Source organism: Nocardiopsis sp. iso_25, assembly GCF_056173305.1.
Genome location: NZ_CM149667.1, coordinates 3,109,803 through 3,128,158, shown reverse-complemented (window position 1 = coordinate 3,128,158; position 18,356 = coordinate 3,109,803). Strand labels below are relative to the sequence as shown.

Here is an 18,356-nt window from a genome sequence, read left to right as displayed (position 1 = left end):
TGCGGCCCCGTTCAGCACGGGCTGCGCCTGCGGGAGGCGGTCTCCACCGAACGCGTGAGCAGCCCGAGCGCCTCCTGCAGCTCCCGGGCCCGCTCCCGGGGCAGCCCGGCCGAGCACATGACGCGTTCGGGGACCTCCTCGGCGCGTGCGCGCAGCGCGTCGCCCTTCGGGGTGGTCGAGACCTCGACGACGCGCTCGTCGGCGGAACCGCGTTCGCGGCTCAGGAGCCCGACGCACTCCAGGCGGCGCAGCAGCGGCGAGAGCGTGCCCGAGTCCAGGTGCAGGGCCCGGCTGAGTTCCTTGACGGTGAGCGTTCCGCGCTCCCAGAGCACGAGCATGACCAGGTACTGGGGATAGGTCAGTTCCAGGTCGCCCAGCAGTTCCCGGTAGAGCCCGGTCATGGCCCGGGAGGCCGCGTAGAGGGAGAAGCACAGCTGGTTGTCCAGGGCGAGGGGGTTCTCCCCTTGCTCGTCGACCACGGTGTTCCCTCCTGCCCGTGCGGAACCGTTCGGTGGGCACCACCGTAACAGAATTCAATTGCGCGCAACATGATCGCGCGCAACTTTTTTGGTGTGTCTCGGTGGCCGGTGCCCGCGTCCGGCCGGACGCGGGCACCGGGGCCCTCAGAGGAAGCTCACGCCCTGGGCCAGCGGCAGCTCGCCGCCGTAGTTGACGGTGTTGGTCGCCCGGCGCATGTAGGCCTTCCAGGAGTCCGAACCCGACTCGCGGCCGCCGCCGGTGTCCTTCTCGCCGCCGAAGGCGCCGCCGATCTCCGCGCCGGAGGTGCCGATGTTGACGTTGACGATGCCGCAGTCGGAACCGGCCGCGGACAGGAACCGCTCGGCCTCGGACTGGTCCTGGGTGAAGATCGACGACGACAGCCCCTGGGGCACGCCGTTGTGCAGCTCCACCGCCTCCTCCAGCGTGCGGTAGGGCATCACGTACAGGATCGGCGCGAAGGTCTCCTCGCGCACGACGGCGGTCTGGCCGGGCATGCGCACTACCGCGGGCTCGACGTAGTAGGCGTCGGCGGCCTCCTCCTCAAGGACGCGGCCTCCGCCGACCAGCACCCGGCCGCCCTCGGCCTCGGCGCGCTCCAGCGCCGAGCGCATCGCGGCGTACCCGCGCTCGCCCACCAGCGGACCCACCAGCGTCGACTCCGCGAAGGGGTCGCCGACGCGGTCGCGCAGCTGCTTGTAGGCGTCCACGATCCGCCGGGTGACCTCCTCGGCCACGTCCTCGTGCACGATGAGGCGGCGCAGCGTCGTGCAGCGCTGGCCCGCGGTGCCCGCGGCGGAGAAGACGCTGCCGCGCACCACCAGGTCCAGGTCGGCGGAGGGGGCGACCACGGCCGCGTTGTTGCCGCCCAGTTCCAGCAGGTAGCGGCCCATGCGGGCGGCCACCCGGGGCGCCACCTCACGGCCCATGGCGGTCGAGCCGGTGGCCGAGAGCAGGGCCACCCGGGGGTCGTCGGCCAGGGCCCGGCCGATCTCGCGGCCGCCCAGCACGACCCGGTGCAGGCCCTCGGCGGGCGCGCCGACCTCCTGGGCCGCGCGCATGAGCAGGCCGTGGCAGGCCAGCGCGGTGAGCGGGGTCAGCTCCGAGGGCTTCCAGACCACGGTGTCGCCGCACACCAGGGCCACGCACGTGTTCCACGACCACACCGCCACCGGGAAGTTGAAGGCGGTGATCACACCGACCACGCCCAGCGGGTGCCAGGTCTCCATGAGCCGGTGGCCGGGCCGCTCGGAGGGCATGGTGCGCCCGTACAGCTGCCGGGACATGCCCACGGCCAGGTCGCAGATGTCGATCATCTCCTGGACCTCGCCCAGCGCCTCGGAGCGGATCTTGCCCGCCTCGACGGTCACCAGCTCGGCCAGGTCGGCCTTGTGCTCGCGCAGCAGCTCACCGAGCCTGTGGACGAGCTGCCCGCGCACCGGTGCGGGGGTGTCGCGCCAGGCGGCGAAGGCCTCCCGGGCCTCGGTGACGGCCTGCCCGACGTCGGCGGCGGACTCGTGGCCCAGCGCGAAGAGGTCCTGGCCGGTGATGGGCGACCTGGCCGCACCGCCGGCCCCGGCCGGTTCCCGGGGCGCGGGGACGCGGCACCGGTCCAGGGCGGCCCGCGCGCGGTCGGCGAGGGAGGCGGTGGTGGGGAGGGCGGAAGTCGGCATGTGCTGCTCTCTCCGTTGAGAGGAACGGGCGGTCACCTCACACCCTGCCAAGTCCGACCCCGCCGGTCCAGCCCCCGTGTCTCGTCGGCCGGACGCGCCGCACGCCCCGTCCCCGGGGCGGTCCCGGGCGGCGTTAGACTCGGCTGGCCCCTCCCCCGGCGGCCCTCCCGACGCCCCTGAGACGGACAGCGACCCCCGTGCACCACCACACCACTCCCGAAGAGGACCGCGCTGGTCTCGCCGAGCCCCGCCTGGTCCTGACCCGCTCCGGCTTCGGCGCGGCCGAGCCCCTGTTCAGCGCCGACCTGCGGGCGAGCACCGACCTCGCCCAGGCGCGGGAGGCGGTCGCCTCGCACGCCTCCCGGCTGTGGACCGAGGCCGCCCGCGACGGCGCCGACGACCGCCCCCTGTACTGGGCGCGACTAGTGCTCTCGGCCCGGCTGCGCTCCTGGCGGCCGGGCTTCGCCGTCTCCGACGCCGAGCGCGCCGACCTGCTGCACCTGCTGGAGACGGGTTCGCGCGGCATCGCCGACCTCGACTTCCCGCCGGGCGACCGGTGGGTGCGGGTGGTCGTGACCGGCTTCGACCCCTTCCGCCTGGACGAGGACCCGGCGTGTTCCAACCCCTCCGGCGCGGCGGCGCTGGACCTGAACGGGTGGACCTTCCCCGTGGGCGGGCGCACGGCCGTGGTGCGCACCGCGGTGTTCCCGGTGCGCTGGGCGGACTTCGACGCCGGGCTGGTAGAGGAGGCGCTGGCCGAGCAGCACCGGCGCGCGGACGCGGTGGTCACGCTCAGCCGCGGGCGTGCGGGCCGCTTCGACCTGGAGGTGTGGAACGGCGTCTGGCGCGGCGGGGGCGAGGACAACCTGCGGGTGTCGCGCACCGGCCGGGCGCCGGTGCCCGGCCCCGGCGCCCCGGAGTGGACGCTCTCCTCGCTGCCCCACGAGCGGATCCTGGCGGCGGTGAGGGAGGACCCCTACCCGGTGGTGGTCAACACCGAGGTGGCCGAGGCAGCGCCGGACGGGCGCGGGGTGGTGGTGCGCCCGGGCGGCCCCACGGAGGGGTCGGCGGCGCGCCGCGGGGGCGGCGGGGACTACCTGTCCAACGAGATCGCCTACCGCAACACGCTGCTGCGGGACCGGGCGGGGCGGCGGATCGCGGCCGGGCACGTGCACCTGCCCAAGGTGGCCTCCCCGGGGGAGAACGCCGCGGTCCTGGCGCAGGTCCGGCGGATCGTGGCGGCCGTGGCCGCCGACGCGGCCGGGCCCCGACAGGAGCCGGGGGAGGACTGACCCCCACCCCCGCCGGGCGCTGGTGGTGGGCGCTCCCGCCCGTCTCAGTAGGACGGGTCGGCCGCGAAGACGCTCATGAGCCCCGCAGCCCCGTAGAAGAAGAACAGGACGGCGTACAGCGCGGTCCCGACTCCGAAGAGCACCCAGGAGATGATGGTGCAGGTCCTGGCCGACTGGGGGTTGGTGGCGGTCATGGTCAGCGCGACGATGGCCAGGATGAGGCCGACGATCGACAGCATCCAGCACAGGCACAGGCCGAAGATGTTGGCGATGAGCGCGCCGATGGCCGAGCCCTGGCTCGCGGGCGGGGGCGGCGGCTGGAAGCCGGGGCCGCCGTACCAGCCTCCGGGGGGCGGGGGGAGGCCGCCGCCGGGCGGCGGATAGCCTCCGCCTCCTCCGGGAGGGGGCTGGTGGCCACCGCTCCCCCCGTTCGGGGGAACGTAGCCGCCGGTTCCGGGACCGTAACTCATGGGTGCCTTTCAGGGTGGACGGAGCGGGCGCTCCGACGGGGGAGGGCGTGTCACCGGCATCCGGGTTCGCGGGGGAACACCGTGTACGCCCCTTCGGAATCAGTATGGCCGGAACGCGGACCCGCCGGGGACCGGCGCACCCGCGCCCGCACCGGGTTTCGGACAGTGCGGGCAGGTGGCCGCAAAGCCCCGGACCCGGGGTCCGGAGCCGGACCCCGGGTCCACCGGGGACACGGCGGCGCGACCCTCCCCACGGGCCTTCCCGGAGGCGGCATGCGGTCCGCCTGAGGCGGGTCGGGTGAACGGAGCGTGACCGCACACCGGACACGCTGAGTACGCGCACGCCTGCGAGGCGATTCACGCTGAGGTGAGCGGCTCGGATATGGTCCCCCTCGTGGCTGTCACCTCACTACGACGCAAACTCTCCGTCAGCGCGGCCGTGGGTCTGCTCCTGGTCCCCGGCTGCCACGCCGTGGAACAGGAGCTGCCCTACGCCGAGCCGGTCCGCTCCTCGCCCGACGACCTGGCGGGGATGGAGGCGAGCACCGTGTCGGTGACCACCGACGACAGCGCGGTGAGCTACCGCTACCCGCGGCTGGGCGGCGACCACCCGCTGACGGTGGAGGCGCGCACCGCCATGGCCGCGCGCCAGACCGCCTTCCTGGAGGACCTGCCGGAGGGCGGCTCCCCCGAGCTGCACCAGGACACGGCCATCCTCGCCGCCTCGCCGGAGGTGGTGGGCGCGCGGCTGACCGCGACCGCCTCCGCGGGCGGGGACGAGACCTTCGAGGCCGACACCCTGTGGTACGACGCCGACAGCGGGGAGGTGCTGCCCTGGACCTCGCTGTTCCGGGACGAGGAGGCGATCGAGCGGGCCCACCTGGCCCTGGCCGAGGTCCTGGAGGAGGGGTACAACCTGCCCGAGCGCCAGTTGCCCGGGCTGGTCGGCGAGGTCGCCTCGGGCGAGCGGTCGGCGCCGGAGGGCGGCGCGTCCGCCGACGGGCGGGGCGGGACGACCAACGGTGGGGCGGCCGGGGATTCCAACAGTGAGGCGGCCGGGGAACCCGGCGGCGGGGAGGCGGACGGGGGCTCCGAGCCGCTCGACCTGTCCGAGCCCGACCAGGCCCGGGAGGCCGCCGAGCGCTGGGCGGGCTCGCCCCTGGGCGACCTGGCCTTCAGCACGGCGGGCGGCCTGGCCGTGCGCATGGACCCCGACGCGGTGCCCAGCGCGGGCCGGGTCGGCGAGGTGCTGGTCCCGGTGGAGGCCGCCGACGTCGAGGGGCTGCTGTCCGAACTGGGCTACCTGGCCCGGGAGGCGGCCCTGAACGGGGACGGCCTGGGCGACGACCTCTCGCAGGACGAGGGGGGCCTGAGCTCCCAGGGGCACACCCTGGACTGCGAGCGCCTCAAGTGCGTGGCACTGACCTTCGACGACGGGCCGGGCGAGCACACCGACCAGTTGCTGGACAGCCTGGCCGAGTACGACGCCCGCGCCACGTTCTACGTGCTGGGCTCGCTCGTGGACGAGTTCCCCGCACCGGTGGAGCGCATGGCCGAGGAGGGCCACGAGCTGGGCAACCACACCTGGAAGCACGACGACCTGGCCAAGATGTCGGCCGACGAGATCCGCAAGGACATCGAACGCACCAACGCGGCCGTGCGCGAGGTGACCGGGGTGGAGCCGCCGACCATCCGGCCGCCCTACGGGTCGCTGAACGGGACGGTGCGCAAGACGGTGGAACAGCCCCTGGTCCTGTGGGACGTGGACACGCTGGACTGGAAGAGCCGTGACACCGATGAGGTCAGCGCGGCGGCGCTGGGCAACACCGTGCCGGGGAGCGTGGTGCTCTTCCACGACATCCACGAGACCTCCGTGGAGGCGATCCCGGACGTGCTGGAAGGGCTGCACCGGCGGGGCTACCACTTCGTGACGGTCACCGACATCTTCGGCTACCGGGGCATGGAGTCGGGCGACGTGTACACCGACGCGCGGCTCTCGTAGGCCCCGGGCCCGCGCGGCGGCGGTTCCCCGGCCGGGAGGAGGTCCCGGCCGGGGTCCGCGCGGCGGCGGCCCGCGCCGGGACGGTGCGCCCGCGGAGCCGTGGGCGGGCGCTCGCCGCGCCCGGGGCGGCGCCCGCAGGACCGCGGCCGACAGCCGGGAGGGCGCTGGCGAGGGGACCTCCCCGCGACCCCTTCCGTCAACAAAGAGGACATTCTCCACCCGTTAGAGAAAACGCTGGTGGCGGTCACCGGCTCCGGTGGACCCGATGGGCTAGGTTGCGTTTCCGGGGCCCGGTACATTCCCTTCCCGGATCACTCCCAAAAAGGAAAAGCCTCTTTTTTCCTATTCGCCCGTACCCATCTTCCGCACGGAGGCACGAGCAGTGGCACCAGCCAAGACCGAGGCAGAGGAGTCCTCCGTGAAGACCCGCAAAGGGTCGATCATCGTGAGCTGGCTGACCTCGACCGACCACAAGGTCATCGGGTACATGTACATCATCACCGCCTTCGCCTTCTTCGTCTTCGGCGGAATCCTGGCGGTGCTCATCCGCGCCGAACTGTTCTTTCCGGGCATGCAGATCATGTCCAACGAAGAGTACAACCAGATGTTCACCATGCACGGCACGATCATGCTGCTGCTCTTCGCGACCCCGCTGTTCGTGGGTTTCGGCAACGTGATCATGCCGTTGCAGATCGGCGCGCCCGACGTGGCGTTCCCGAGGATGAACCTCTTCGGCTACTACCTGTTCCTGTTCGGCGGGCTGATCGTCTCGGCCGGGTTCCTCACGCCGGGCGGCGCGGCCAGCTTCGGCTGGTTCGCCTACACACCCCTGTCCTCGGCGGTCCACTCACCGGGGGTGGGTGGCGACCTGTGGATCATGGGGCTGGTGGTGTCGGGTCTGGGCACCATCCTGGGCGCGGTCAACTTCATCACCACTGCCCTGTGCATGCGCGCGCCCGGTATGACGATGTTCCGCATGCCGATCTTCACCTGGAACATCATCCTGACCAGCGTGCTGGTGCTCATCGCGTTCCCCGTGCTGACGGCGGCCCTGATCGCGCTGGGCGCGGACCGCATGGTCGGCACGCAGGTGTTCAACGCCGAGCACGGCGGCGCCATCCTGTGGCAGCACCTGTTCTGGTTCTTCGGCCACCCCGAGGTGTACATCATCGCGCTGCCGTTCTTCGGCATCGTGACCGAGATCCTGCCGGTGTTCAGCCGCAAGCCGATCTTCGGCTACAAGGGGCTGGTGGCGGCGACCATCGCCATCACCGGGCTGTCGGTGACGGTGTGGGCGCACCACATGTTCCCGACCGGCGCGGTGCTGCTGCCGTTCTTCTCGTTCATGAGCTTCCTCATCGCGGTCCCGACCGGAGTGAAGTTCTTCAACTGGATCGGCACGATGTGGCGAGGCCAGATCAGCTTCGAGACGCCGATGCTGTTCTCGATCGGGTTCCTGGTGACCTTCCTGTTCGGCGGTCTGACCGGTGTGCTGCTGGCCTCCCCGCCGATCGACTTCCACGTCACCGACTCCTACTTCGTGGTGGCCCACTTCCACTACGTGGTGTTCGGCACCGTGGTGTTCGCGATGTTCGCGGGCTTCTACTTCTGGTGGCCCAAGTTCACCGGGACGATGCTCAACGAGGGTCTGGGCAAGTTCCACTTCTGGCTGCTGTTCCTGGGTTTCCACGGCACGTTCCTGGTGCAGCACTGGCTGGGCGCGGCGGGTTTCCCGCGCCGCTACGCCGACTACCTGCCCGGTGACGGCTTCACCGAGCTGAACCAGATCTCCTCGGTGTCCTCGTTCGTGCTGGCGGCCTCGACGCTGATCTTCTTCTGGAACGTCTTCGTGACCGCGCGCAACGCCCCCCAGGTGGGGATGGACGACCCGTGGGGCTACGGCTGCTCGCTGGAGTGGGCCACGTCCTGCCCGCCGCCGCGGCACAACTTCACGTCGCTGCCGCGGATCCGCTCCGAGCGTCCCGCGTTCGACCTGAACCACCCGCACGTGGCGGCGCGCGCCCTGGACGAGGCCGGGCGCGGGGAGGCCGCCCCGAGGCGCTGACCCGCGCGGGCGGGGGGCGGGCACCGCGGCCCGCCCCCGCTCCCGCTCCCCCACTCAGAGGAACCGGCGCAGCAGCTTCTGCTTGAGCTCGGTGACGGGCGCGTAGGCGATGCGCATGGTGTCCATGAACAGCGACTTGTCCAGCACCGACTTGGTGTGCGAGAAGGTGTCCAGGGAGGCCGCGGAGTGGTAGGCGCCCATGCCGCTGTCCCCCACGCCGCCGAAGGGCAGGTCGGGGACGGCCAGGTGGGCGACCGGCAGGCCGAAGGCCAGTCCGCCCGAGGAGGTCTCGGTGGTCAGGCGGCGCTTGGTCTCCTCGGAGTCGGTGAAGCCGTACAGCGCCAGCGGCTTGTCGCGTTCGTTGACGAAGGCGATGGCCGCGTCCAGGTCGGGGACCCGCAGGACCGGCAGGACGGGGCCGAAGATCTCCTCCGACATCACCGGGGAGTCGGGGGCCACGTCGCCCAGGACGGTGGGGGCGACGTAGAGGCGGTCGATGTCGTGCTGTCCGCCGGTGACCACGGTGCCGCTGCCCAGCAGGGCGGTGATCCGGGCGAAGTGGCGCTCGTTGACGATGCGCCCGTAGTCGGCGCTGCGCGAGGGGTCCTCGCCGAACATCTCGGTGATGGCGGCGGCCAGCTCGCGCTGGAGCGGTTCGGCGGTGTCGCCGACGGCGAGCACGTAGTCGGGGGCCACGCAGGTCTGGCCGGTGTTGGTGAACTTGCCCCAGGCCAGGCGGCGGGCGGTGGTGGCCAGGTCCACGCCGGGTTCGACGATGGCCGGGCTCTTGCCGCCCAGCTCCAGGGTGACGGGGGTCAGGTGCTTGGCGGCGGCGGCCATGACGATGCGGGCCACGGCGCCGTTGCCGGTGTAGAAGATGTGGTCGAAGCGCTCGTCCAGCAGGGCGGTGCTCTCGGGAATGCCGCCCTCCACCACCGCGACCGCCTCGGTGTCCAGGTAGCGGGGCAGCAGCTCGGCCAGGGCGGCGGAGGTGGCCGGGGCCAGTTCGCTGGGCTTGACCAGGGCGGCGTTGCCCGCGGCGAGGGCGCCGACCAGGGGCGCCAGGGACAGGTTCACCGGGTAGTTCCACGGGGCGATGATCAGCACGGTGCCCAGGGGCTCGCGCACGCGGCGGGCCCTGGCCGGGGCCAGGGCGACGGGCACCGGCACCCGTTGCGGGCGCAGCCAGGAGGCCAGGTGTCTGAGGGTGTGGTCGATCTCGTTGACCACGAAGCCGATCTCGGTGGTGTGGGACTCGATGGGGCTCTTGCCGAGGTCGGCCCCGAGCGCGCGTTCGAACGCGGTGCGCTCCTCGGTGAGCATGCGGCGCAGCGCGCGCAGCTGGGCGCGGCGCCAGGCGACCGGCTTGGTGCGGCCGGAGGCGAAGGCGGCGCGCAGGCGGGCGACCACCGGCGGGATCTCGGTGGTCAGGGTGAGCGGCTCGGCGGGGGGCCGGGGGGCGGCCTCGGCGGCGGGAGCGCCTTGGGTCTCGGTCATGGAGCGATACTAAACGAAACGCTTTCGTTTCCCCAGACCCCGCTCACATAGGATTCGGGCATGACCACCGACCATCTGCCCGACGCCTCGCGCGCCCCCCAACGGGGCCGACCGCGCGACGCCTCCCGGGACCGCGCGCTGATGGACGCCACCCTCGCCGAGCTCGAACTGCACGGGTACGGCGGTCTGACCACGGCCGCCGTCGCCCGGCGGGCCGGTGTCTCCACCGCCACCCTCTACCGCCGCTGGCGTTCCAAGGAGGACCTGGTGCTAGGAGCCGCCCGGGACTGGGCGGAGAACCTGGGGCCCGACCTGGACACGGGCGCGCTGCGCTCGGACCTGTCCCGGCTCATGCACGACAAGGCCGCCGCCCTGGAGGGGTCCTCGGGGAGGCTGCTGCGCGCGGTGCTGGGCGAGGCGGCGCACAACCAGGCGCTCGCCGACGCGCTCTTCGGCGACTTCGTGGTGCCGCTCCAGGAGCGGGTGCTGGCGGTGGTGGAGCGCGCCGTCGCGCGCGGGGAGATCCCGCCGGTGCAGGACCCGCTGGTGGTGGCGGAGATGGTGATCGGCCCGATGGTCAGCCACACGTTCCTGGTGCCGCCCGCGCCCGGCGCCTCCCCGGGCCACGACATGGCCGACCGGCTCCTGCCCTACCTGCTGCGCGCCCTGGGACACCGGGAGGCGCAAGCCCCCGGAGGGGCCCGGCCCGCCGACCCGGCCGGAAGGGCCCCGGGCGGCCGCACCGGCTGAGGTCGCGGGACCGCTCGGCTCCCAGACGGCCCTCCCCTGAGAGGGGCCCACCGCCGCCCGGAGACGTCGCGGCATCCGGAGCGGTGGCGGCAGGGGTGGTAACACCCCTGGCCTTCTCGTGTGGACGCTGTTACCGTCGGGGCAACGACCTACCTGATCCCCGGGGGAGTCCGCGCCGTTCGGCGTGCCCGATCCCCGGAGGCAGGCATGTTCCCGATCAATGCTCCAGGTCAGTCCACGGCACTGTGGGACATGGTCGACGGGCCGATGCCGCGCGGGCTGCTGGGCGCCGGCGACCCCGATGTACACGTGATCGACGGCGTCCCGACGATGTACCTGGGCGGCTTCTCCACGACGTTCCGCAACCGTCTCTACCGTGCGCGTCTGGCACCCGGTCAGGCGCTGGACAGCGGATGGTGGGTGTTCGACACCGACGCGCGCGGCCGGGTGAGGCCGCTGGTCGTGGACCCTCCCCGTGACGGATGGGACCGCGCGGGGATGCACACGCCCTCGTTCGTGCCCGGCGTCGACGGCCACCCGCCGCGCCTCTACTACACCGGGCGCGCCTCGCTCCGGCACTACGGGAGCCGCAGCAGCTACGCGATCGGGGTCCTGGAGTACCGCGGGGGACGGTGGGAGCGCCGCGCGGAGCCCGTCCTGCGCGGCAGCGCGCCCCGCATGAGTGTGCTGGAACCTCTCGTGGTCCACGACCGGGGCCGCTACCTGATGTGGTTCCAGGCGAACCCGCACGAGATCGGACCGGGCGAGCTGCCCGACTACGAACTCCGGGTCACCGAGAGCACCGACGGCCTGTCGTGGTCGGCGCCGAAGGTCTTCGCGGGGCCCGAGGAGGGATTCTTCGACAACGCCGTCCACCGCGTGGACGGCCGGTGGGTCATGGTGCTGGCCCGGGGATCGAACCTGCACGGCACACCGCACTTCCCCGACCAGGGCCTGTGGATCACCACGGCCGCCGAACTCGTCCCGGAACGGTCGGGGTGGACGGCCCCGGTGCGTGTGCTGGACACCGATCACGCGGATACGCCGGAGTGGATGGCGCGTGGTGTGTACGGGCCCGCGCTGCACGCGCTGGAGGGGGCCGGTGAGGCGGTGCTGCTGTGCACCGCGGCCAGGGACGCCCCGAAGTGGGCCGAGTTCAACGTGCGCCGCCTGCTACGGGGCAGGCGCCCGGTCGTGCCCTCCCCCTTCTATCTCGCGGTGGGGCAGTCGCGTCTGACAGCCCTGCCCCGCGGCACGGGCGGGAACGAGGGCTGAGAGCGCTCGGCAGGACGACGCGGCTCGCGAACCGGGCGAAGCGCGGCATCAGGCGGGCCGTGCGACGGCCGCCGTCCCGATCCCCTGCCCGCGGGAGAGGCCCGCACCCGTGGAGCCGCGCCCCGGGCAGGGGCGCGGCTCCACGGGCGGGCGTCAGCCCACCGTCGCCGGTTCCCAGGCGCGCTCGACCACGCGCACCAGGCCCCGGTCGGTGATCTTCACGCTCGGGGACACCGCCAGGGTCAGGGTGGACAGGCTCATGAAGGCGTTGCGGTTGTCCCAGCCCCACGCCGCCAGCTCCGCGCGCAGCTCCCGGGTGGCCCGGGCCACCTCGTCGGCGGGCCGCTCCGACATGACCCCGCCGACGGGCAGGGCGATCCCGGCGCCCTCGCCGCCCTCGCGGACCAGGCTCATGCCGCCGCCCCAGGACACCACCCGCGCGGCGGCCTCACGCAGCGTCTCCTCGCTCGTGGCCACGACGGTGAGGTTGTGGCTGTCGTGGGCGTAGGTGGTGGCGAAGGCCCCCGCGCCCAGTTCCTGCCCGGTGACCGGCGCGAACGCCACCCCGCCCGCCCCGGTGTGGCGCTCGAAGACCGCCACCACCGCGGTCCGGCCCTGCCAGCGCACCTCTCCCCCGCGCACGGGCAGCACGACCTCGTCCGGCTCGGTGTAGGTGTCCACCGGGTTCACCCGCAGCGCCCGGAAGGCGTGGTCGCCGTCGGGCAGGTCCACCCGCCAGCGGGCCGCCTGCGCGTCGGGAGCGCTGATGCGCACCGTGCCGCCGAACGGGTGGTCCGGCGCGGCTCCGGGACCGGTGAGCGGGGCGCCGTCGCGGCCCACGACCTCGCCGCCCGCGATCGCGACCACGGGGGTCAGCTCGGTGAGCGAGCGCAGCAGGACCAGGTCGGCGCGCTTGCCCGGGGTGACGGTCCCCCGGTCGTCGAGGCCGAGCCTGCGCGCGGGCTGGAGCGTGAGCGCCCGCAGCACCGCCAGCGGCGGCAGTCCGCGTTCGAGTGCCACCGCCCCCACCCGGTCCAGGTGGCCGGTGCTCACGATCGCGTCCACGACGATGTCGTCGGTGACCAGGCAGAAGTCGGGCAGGTGCGGCAGCTCCAGCAGCGCCCGCACGACCTGGGGGGTCAGGCACTTCTCCTGGAGCATCAGCAGCATGCCCAGGCGGGCTTTCTCCACCGCCACCTCGGCAGTGTTCTTGCAGTGGTCGGAGTCGATCCCGGCCCACAGGTACTCGCCCAGCTCGGCGCCGGACAGGTTGGGGCAGTGCCCGTCCAGGCGCACGCCCCGGCTGCGGGCGGCGGCGATGATGGCGCCCATCCTGGGGTCGCCGGAGACCACCGCGCGGTAGTCCATCACCTCGCCGAGGGTGGTGACCCCCTCCCAGTCCAGCATCTCGGCGACGTCGTCGGCGTCCAGGCGGGCCCCGGCCGTCTCGAACCCGTCGAGCGCGGGCACGCACGAGGGAACCGCCCAGCGCATGGTCTGCCCGGTGGACTCGCCCTGCGCGATCATCCACGCCTGTCCCTCGCGCCCGGCGACGTTGACGATCTCGTGGGCGTCGGCGAGCACGGTCGTGGTGCCGCGCGCGAGCGTGACCCGGGCGAACTCGGCCGGGGCCAGCAGGGAGCTCTCGATGTGCATGTGCGCGTCCACGTACCCGGGCGCGACCACGAGCCCGTCGGCGTCGACGGTCTGGCGGGCCTCGACCGGGGTGCCCGGCGGCAGCACCGCGCGGATCGCGTCGCCGACCACGGCGACGTCGGCCCGCCACACCTGGCCGGTGTGGACGGAGACGACGTCTCCGCCGCGGATGAGCAGGTCTGCGGTGAGCATCGGAGTCGGTTCCCCTTCCGGTGCGCGGTCGCGGTTCACGGCGTCCGCGCGCTGTCGTTCGGTTCTGCGGCGTAGGCGGCGATGCCCTCGGTGAGGCGGGCGGCGAACCCGTCGGCGTCCACGGTGCGGGCCACGCGCACGTGGCGTGCGCGTCCGGGGGTGCGCAGGTCGGCCACGAGGGCGCCGCGGGTGAGTTCCCCGGCGCACTCCACCGAAGCGGTGCCCTCCTCCCAGCCCAGCAGCTCGGGGTGGGCGACGGCGGCCACCGCCAGGGCGTCGTGCACCGGCACGGCGGCGACGCCGAAGCGGTCCAGGTAGCGCAGGGCGTAGTCGCGCAGCAGTGCTCCGGCGATCCCGGCGGTGCCGGGCAGCGCCGCCAGCTCCTCGGCCCGGCTCAGCGGGTACAGGGCGGCGCGGGTGACGTCCAGGCCCACGATCCGCACGGGCAGGCCCGACTCCAGGACGTAGCGGGCGGCCTCGGGGTCGGCGTGGAAGTTGAACTCCGCGGCCGGGGTGATGTTGCCCTGTGCGAAGGCGGCGCCGCCCATGACGACGATCTCGCGCAACGCAGGTCCGGCCTGCGGGTGGCGGGCGAGCAGGGCGGCCACGTTGGACAGCGGGCCGATCGCCACCAGGGTCAGCTCCCCCGGCGATCCCAGGGCCTGCTGCGCCAGCCAGTCCACCGCGTGGCCGGGGTCGAACGCCCGGGGCGGCGAGGCGGGGACGAGCCCGCCCAGGCCGCCGGCCCCGTGCATGGGTTCGTCGCGCAGGCGCGCGGTCCGGGAGATCGGCCCGGCCAGCCCCGACACCAGCGGCAGGTCGGCCGGGGCGCCGGCCAGGTCCAGCACGTGCGCGGCGTTGCGGTCCACGTCGGCGAGGGAAGTGTTCCCGGCCACCGTGGTCACCCCCCGCACCTCCAGCTCCGGGGAGGCCAGCGCGAGCAGCAGGGCGAGGGCGTCGTCGACGCCGGGGTCGCAGTCGATCACGACGGGGACGCTCACCGGGCCACCTCCTCGGTGAAGCGGTCCAGCCAGGTGGAGCGCTCCTGCGCGATGAGGGCCAGGTCGCCCTGGTGGTAGCCGCTGTCGGACGGGGAGGAGGCGGCCTGCCCCGACACCCGCTCCATGAGCGGGGTGGGGTCGGCCTCCAGCGCCACGGGCTTGTCGTAGAGGGCCTCGGCCATCCCCTCCTGGATCTCGGGGCGCAGCAGGAAGTCGACGAAGGCCAGGGCCCCGGCCTTGTTGGGCGCGCCGTTGACGACCTGGACGGTGTTGGCGGTCATCACCCGGCCCTGTTCGGGCGCGGCGAAGCCGATCGGCTGCCCGGCCTCCACCGAGCCCATGGCGAAGTTGTCCAGGCCGGGCGCCATGGCGATCTCACCGCGTTCGAGCAGGCTGGTGAGCTCGGTGGAGCCGGTGTAGAACTGGAGCGCGCCGGAGCCGATGCGGCCCATCGCCTCGAACCCGGCGTCGGGGTCGGAGGGGCCCGAGCCGAAGTGCTCGCCCGCGGCCAGGACGAACATCGGACCGGCCGAGACCGAGATGTCGGGCAGCACGTACCCCGCCTCGGGCTTGGCCCACAGGTCGTCCCAGGAGTCGGGGGCCTCCTCGACCAGGTCGGTGCGGTAGAGCAGGCCCAGGAGCTGGAAGGTGTAGGCGGGGCCGTACCCGTCCGGGTCCACCGCCCAGGGCTGGATGGCGTCCAGGTTGGGCACGTCGGCGGGGTCGACGGGGGCGAACAGCCCCATGTCCTTGCCGATCTGGGCGTAGTAGTCGGAGATGAGCACGACGTCGGTGTCGGGCGTCTCGGCGTTGATCCTGAGCTTGGTGAGCCGCCCGGCGTTGTTGCCGGTGTCCAGGACCACCCGGATACCGGTCTCGGCCTTGAAGGGGTCGGCCACCACCTCGGTGAACTCCTCGGTGGCGAAGGCGAAGGTGCTCACCACCAGCGTGTCGGGGTCGTCATCGCGCACCGGTGCGCAGGAGGCGCTCACCAGGGCCAGCGCCGCCGTCCCGGCGAGCGCGGCGAGCACGCGGCGCGTGCGTGCGGGGCGGCTCATCCGGTCTCCTCGGCGAGTTCCACCAGGTGGCGGTGGGGCAGGGCAATACGCACGGGGTCGCCGGGGCGCAGGTCGTCGGCCGGGTGCAGGGAGCGCAGGACCGCCCCGGGCCCCTCCACACCGTCGATGCGGGCCTCGACCAGGCAGTTGCTGCCCTGGAAGGTGACCTCGCCGACGGTGCCGTCCAGGCCGGTCTCGCCCTCGCCCTCACGGGTTCCGGCGGGCAGCAGGCGCACGTGCTCGGGCCGGATGGTGACGGCTCCGTGCCCGGGCACCCGCGGGAAGTTGTCGTAGCCCAGGAACTCGGCGACGAAGCGGTTGGCGGGTGCGGGGAAGACCTCCCGGGGCGCGCCCTGCTGCTCCAGGCGCCCCTCGTTGAGGATGACCATGGTGTCGGACAGCTCCAGCGCCTCGTCCTGGTCGTGGGTGACCAGGACGGCGGTCAGCCCGGTCTCGCGCTGGACCCGCAGCAGTTCGCGGCGCATCTGCACGCGCAGCTGGGCGTCGAGGTTGGACAGCGGCTCGTCCAGCAGCAGCACCGAGGGGCGGATCGCCACGGCGCGGGCCAGGGCCACGCGCTGCTGCTGGCCGCCGGACAGCTCGGCGGGCTTGCGGTCGGCCAGGTGGGCCAGGCCCACCAGGTCCAGCGCCTCACCGGCGCGCCTGGTCACCTCCTGGGCGGCGATCTTTCGGGTGCGCAGCCCGTAGCCGACGTTGTCGCGCAGGGTCATGTGCGGGAAGAGCGCGTAGGACTGGAAGACCATGCCGATGTTGCGCTTCTCCGGCGGGGTGCGGGTGGCGTCCTCGCCCTCCAGCAGGATCCTGCCGGAGGTGGGCTGGAGGAACCCGGCGATCATGCGCAGGGTGGTGGTCTTGCCGCAGCCGCTGGGACCCAGCAGCGTGGTGAACTTGCCGCGCTGCACGGCCAGGTCCAGGTCGGCGACGGCGGCGGGGCCGTCCTTGCCCTTGCGTCCGCCGAAGCGGTGGGTGACGCGGTCGAGTTCGACGACGGGTGTCATGTGGTGTCCTTCTCTTCCCGGTTAGCGGCCGAAGACCTTCGTGAAACCGACCATGCGTTCGGTGGCGAAGGCGACCGCGACGCTGAGCACCAGGAGCAGCACGCTGACCGCCGCGACCACCGGGTCGAACGAGGACTGGACGTAGTTGAGCATCTCCACCGGCAGCGTCGCCACGCCCGGGCCGGTGAGCAGCAGGGACAGGGGAACGTTGTTCAGGGAGGTGATGAAGGCCAGGATGGTGGCGGACAGGATGCCCGGCGCCATGACCGGCAGGGTCACGGTGAAGAAGGCCCGCACCGGCCCGGCGCCCAGCCCCCGTGCGGCCTCCTCCAGGCGCGCGTCGGCCAGCGACAGCGAGGCGCCCACGACGCGGACGGTGTAGGGCAGCAGCAGGACGGTGTGGCCGACGATCAGCGCGCCCAGCGCGGTGACGCGCATGCCCACCATGAGCTGCTGGAACAGGGCCAGGCTCAGGACCAGTTCGGGGACCACGATCGGGGCGAAGAAGAGGTTCTCCATCAGCCTGCGCCCGCGCGGGTTGCCCCGGTGCAGAGCCAGGGTCGCCGGAACGCCCAGGAGCAGGGCGATCGCGGTGGAGGCCAGCGCCACGGCGACGCTGGTACCGAAGGAGTCGATGAAGGGCCCGTAGTCCAGGGCGGCGGCGAACCAGCGCAGGGACAGGCCCTCGGGCGGGAAGGCCAGGGTGCTCCCGGCGGTGAAGGCGACCCCGATCAGGATCACCACGGGGCCGAGCATGAGGACGAAGGCCGCCGCCGCGAGCAGCGACAGGAAGGGGCGTCTCAGGATCATGAGGTGGTGCTCCCGATCTTGCCGAGCCGGCCCGACAGCGCGCTGACCGCCAGCACCAGCACCGTCATCACCAGGGCGACGGCGCTGGCGGAGGGCCAGTCGAGGCTGACGTTGACCCGGCTGTAGAGCAGGGTGGACAGAAGGCGTTCGCGCGGCCCGCCGAGCAGCTGGGGCGTGGTGAAGGCGGTGACCGCGCCCGCGAAGACGAGCGTGCAGCCCACGAGCACGCCGGGCAGGGCGAGCGGGAAGACCACGGTGCGGAAGGCCCGGCCGGGCGAGGCGCCCAGGCCGCGGGCGGCGTCCTCCAGGCGGTGGTCCTGCTGGGCGAGGCTGGAGTAGGAGGACAGGATCATCAGCGGCAGGAACAGCTGGACCAGGCCGAGCACGATGGCGGTCTCGGTGTAGAGCAGCTGGACCCGGCCCATTCCCAGGGCCTCGCTGACGCCGCTGATGAGGCCATTGCCGCCCAGGACCATGATCCAGCCGTAGGTGCGCACGACGGTGTTGAGCAGCAGCGGGAAGATCGCCAGGGCCAGGAGGCGGCCGGGCCAGCGGCCGGGGGCCCGGGAGATGAGGTAGGCCACCGGGAAGCCCATGATCAGGCACAGCGCGGTGGTCACCACGGCGACGCGGACGGTGCGGGCGACCACGGGCAGCAGGTAGGGGTCGGTGAGCAAGCCGCCCGTCTCGCGCGCGACCGTGGCGGGGTCGCCGTCGGGCGGCCAGGCCAGGGTGGCCACGACCGGGTAGCAGAAGGCGAACAGGACCACGGCCAGCCCCGGGACCAGCAGGACCGTGACGGGTGGTCGTGGAAGGCGGCCGCGGCGCGGAGCGGCCGCGTCGGCGCCGACGGTGGGTGACGGGCGGGGCAATTCCACTCCCGGTCGCTGTCGAGGGGACGGTCTGGGTTCGGCACGGCGCCCGAGCTGCGCGGTGCCGTGTCTGCGCGAGGATTCGTCTGCACGATGCCTGATCCGAACAGCGGTTCATCTGCGGAAACATCTGCAAGCGCTTGCACACCGTAGCCTGTGTCGGGGACATGAGCCAACCCCCGGGTCGCGAGTGTGACAGGGGGCACCGCCGGGTGTGAGGAGCTGC

At 73.1% G+C, this 18,356-nt stretch carries 15 protein-coding genes; 5 read left to right on the top strand and 10 right to left on the bottom strand.

The genetic code is table 11. The features are described 5' to 3' along the window. Positions 1 to 11: 11 nt before the first annotated feature. Positions 12 to 479 carry a MarR family winged helix-turn-helix transcriptional regulator gene (locus AC0VX6_RS13470; protein ID WP_475468987.1) on the bottom strand — a complete coding sequence of 156 codons (468 nt, stop codon included), beginning with the start codon at positions 477 to 479 and terminating at the stop codon, positions 12 to 14. Between the two features lie 144 nt (positions 480 to 623). Next, the gene (amaB, locus tag AC0VX6_RS13465; RefSeq protein WP_274977876.1) at positions 624 to 2,171 is read right to left on the bottom strand and encodes an L-piperidine-6-carboxylate dehydrogenase; all 1,548 of its coding nucleotides are present in this window, start codon (positions 2,169 to 2,171) and stop codon (positions 624 to 626) included. Between the two features lie 197 nt (positions 2,172 to 2,368). Here amaB and AC0VX6_RS13460 point away from each other — a divergent pair, with 197 nt between their 5' ends. Continuing rightward, positions 2,369 to 3,463, top strand: a complete 1,095-nt coding sequence (locus AC0VX6_RS13460; protein ID WP_274977875.1) for a C15 family peptidase — start codon at positions 2,369 to 2,371, stop codon at positions 3,461 to 3,463. Positions 3,464 to 3,507: 44 nt separating this feature from the next. On the opposite strand, the gene AC0VX6_RS13455 is transcribed toward AC0VX6_RS13460, so the two are convergent. Further along, positions 3,508 to 3,933, bottom strand: coding sequence for a DUF4190 domain-containing protein (locus AC0VX6_RS13455; RefSeq protein ID WP_274977874.1), 426 nt, complete (start codon positions 3,931 to 3,933; stop codon positions 3,508 to 3,510). 382 nt (positions 3,934 to 4,315) lie between these two features. Between AC0VX6_RS13455 and AC0VX6_RS13450 the strand changes: the two genes are divergently transcribed. Both AC0VX6_RS13450 and ctaD read left to right on the top strand, forming a co-directional pair. Then, on the top strand, positions 4,316 to 5,935 hold the full coding sequence (locus AC0VX6_RS13450) for a polysaccharide deacetylase family protein (protein ID WP_475469337.1): 1,620 nt from the start codon (positions 4,316 to 4,318) through the stop codon (positions 5,933 to 5,935). Between the two features lie 418 nt (positions 5,936 to 6,353). After that, on the top strand, positions 6,354 to 8,000 hold the full coding sequence (ctaD, locus tag AC0VX6_RS13445) for an aa3-type cytochrome oxidase subunit I (RefSeq protein WP_302475395.1): 1,647 nt from the start codon (positions 6,354 to 6,356) through the stop codon (positions 7,998 to 8,000). Positions 8,001 to 8,054: 54 nt separating this feature from the next. Here ctaD and AC0VX6_RS13440 read toward each other — a convergent pair whose 3' ends face one another. After that, positions 8,055 to 9,497, bottom strand: a complete 1,443-nt coding sequence (locus AC0VX6_RS13440) for an aldehyde dehydrogenase family protein (protein WP_274977872.1) — start codon at positions 9,495 to 9,497, stop codon at positions 8,055 to 8,057. A 60-nt stretch (positions 9,498 to 9,557) separates the two neighbouring features. Here AC0VX6_RS13440 and AC0VX6_RS13435 point away from each other — a divergent pair, with 60 nt between their 5' ends. Then, the gene (locus AC0VX6_RS13435; protein WP_475468983.1) at positions 9,558 to 10,247 is read left to right on the top strand and encodes a TetR/AcrR family transcriptional regulator; all 690 of its coding nucleotides are present in this window, start codon (positions 9,558 to 9,560) and stop codon (positions 10,245 to 10,247) included. A gap of 207 nt (positions 10,248 to 10,454) precedes the next feature. After that, entirely contained in the window at positions 10,455 to 11,522 is a 1,068-nt protein-coding gene (locus AC0VX6_RS13430; RefSeq protein WP_475468982.1) for a hypothetical protein, read from the top strand. 153 nt (positions 11,523 to 11,675) lie between these two features. Here the strand turns inward: AC0VX6_RS13430 and AC0VX6_RS13425 are convergent, their stop codons facing one another. Genes AC0VX6_RS13425 through AC0VX6_RS13400 form a run of 6 tightly spaced genes read right to left on the bottom strand, consistent with a single transcriptional unit; the run spans position 11,676 to position 18,136 of the window. After that, complete coding sequence (locus tag AC0VX6_RS13425) at positions 11,676 to 13,370, bottom strand: adenine deaminase C-terminal domain-containing protein (RefSeq protein ID WP_475468981.1); 1,695 nt, start codon at positions 13,368 to 13,370, stop codon at positions 11,676 to 11,678. Between the two features lie 35 nt (positions 13,371 to 13,405). Further along, entirely contained in the window at positions 13,406 to 14,371 is a 966-nt protein-coding gene (locus AC0VX6_RS13420; RefSeq protein ID WP_475468979.1) for a nucleoside hydrolase, read from the bottom strand. Then, entirely contained in the window at positions 14,368 to 15,429 is a 1,062-nt protein-coding gene (locus AC0VX6_RS13415; RefSeq protein WP_475468977.1) for an ABC transporter substrate-binding protein, read from the bottom strand. Before AC0VX6_RS13415 ends, AC0VX6_RS13420 begins: the two co-directional genes overlap by 4 nt. Then, on the bottom strand, positions 15,426 to 16,448 hold the full coding sequence (locus AC0VX6_RS13410; RefSeq protein WP_475468976.1) for an ABC transporter ATP-binding protein: 1,023 nt from the start codon (positions 16,446 to 16,448) through the stop codon (positions 15,426 to 15,428). The genes AC0VX6_RS13415 and AC0VX6_RS13410 overlap by 4 nt, the downstream gene beginning before the upstream one ends. Positions 16,449 to 16,469: 21 nt before the next feature. Next, positions 16,470 to 17,258 carry an ABC transporter permease gene (locus AC0VX6_RS13405; RefSeq protein ID WP_274977865.1) on the bottom strand — a complete coding sequence of 263 codons (789 nt, stop codon included), beginning with the start codon at positions 17,256 to 17,258 and terminating at the stop codon, positions 16,470 to 16,472. Beyond that, on the bottom strand, positions 17,255 to 18,136 hold the full coding sequence (locus tag AC0VX6_RS13400) for an ABC transporter permease (protein ID WP_475468974.1): 882 nt from the start codon (positions 18,134 to 18,136) through the stop codon (positions 17,255 to 17,257). Before AC0VX6_RS13400 ends, AC0VX6_RS13405 begins: the two co-directional genes overlap by 4 nt. Between the last annotated feature and the right edge of the window lie 220 nt (positions 18,137 to 18,356).

Coding starts and splice junctions, on each gene's coding strand:
- AC0VX6_RS13435 (WP_475468983.1), top strand. CDS start 9,558: ATGACCACCGACCATCTGCCCGACGCCTCGCGCGCCCCCCAACGGGGC.
- AC0VX6_RS13430 (WP_475468982.1), top strand. CDS start 10,455: ATGTTCCCGATCAATGCTCCAGGTCAGTCCACGGCACTGTGGGACATG.
- AC0VX6_RS13415 (WP_475468977.1), bottom strand. CDS start 15,429: ATGAGCCGCCCCGCACGCACGCGCCGCGTGCTCGCCGCGCTCGCCGGG.
- AC0VX6_RS13450 (WP_475469337.1), top strand. CDS start 4,316: ATGGTCCCCCTCGTGGCTGTCACCTCACTACGACGCAAACTCTCCGTC.
- AC0VX6_RS13455 (WP_274977874.1), bottom strand. CDS start 3,933: ATGAGTTACGGTCCCGGAACCGGCGGCTACGTTCCCCCGAACGGGGGG.
- amaB (WP_274977876.1), bottom strand. CDS start 2,171: ATGCCGACTTCCGCCCTCCCCACCACCGCCTCCCTCGCCGACCGCGCG.
- AC0VX6_RS13440 (WP_274977872.1), bottom strand. CDS start 9,497: ATGACCGAGACCCAAGGCGCTCCCGCCGCCGAGGCCGCCCCCCGGCCC.
- AC0VX6_RS13405 (WP_274977865.1), bottom strand. CDS start 17,258: ATGATCCTGAGACGCCCCTTCCTGTCGCTGCTCGCGGCGGCGGCCTTC.
- AC0VX6_RS13410 (WP_475468976.1), bottom strand. CDS start 16,448: ATGACACCCGTCGTCGAACTCGACCGCGTCACCCACCGCTTCGGCGGA.
- AC0VX6_RS13425 (WP_475468981.1), bottom strand. CDS start 13,370: ATGCTCACCGCAGACCTGCTCATCCGCGGCGGAGACGTCGTCTCCGTC.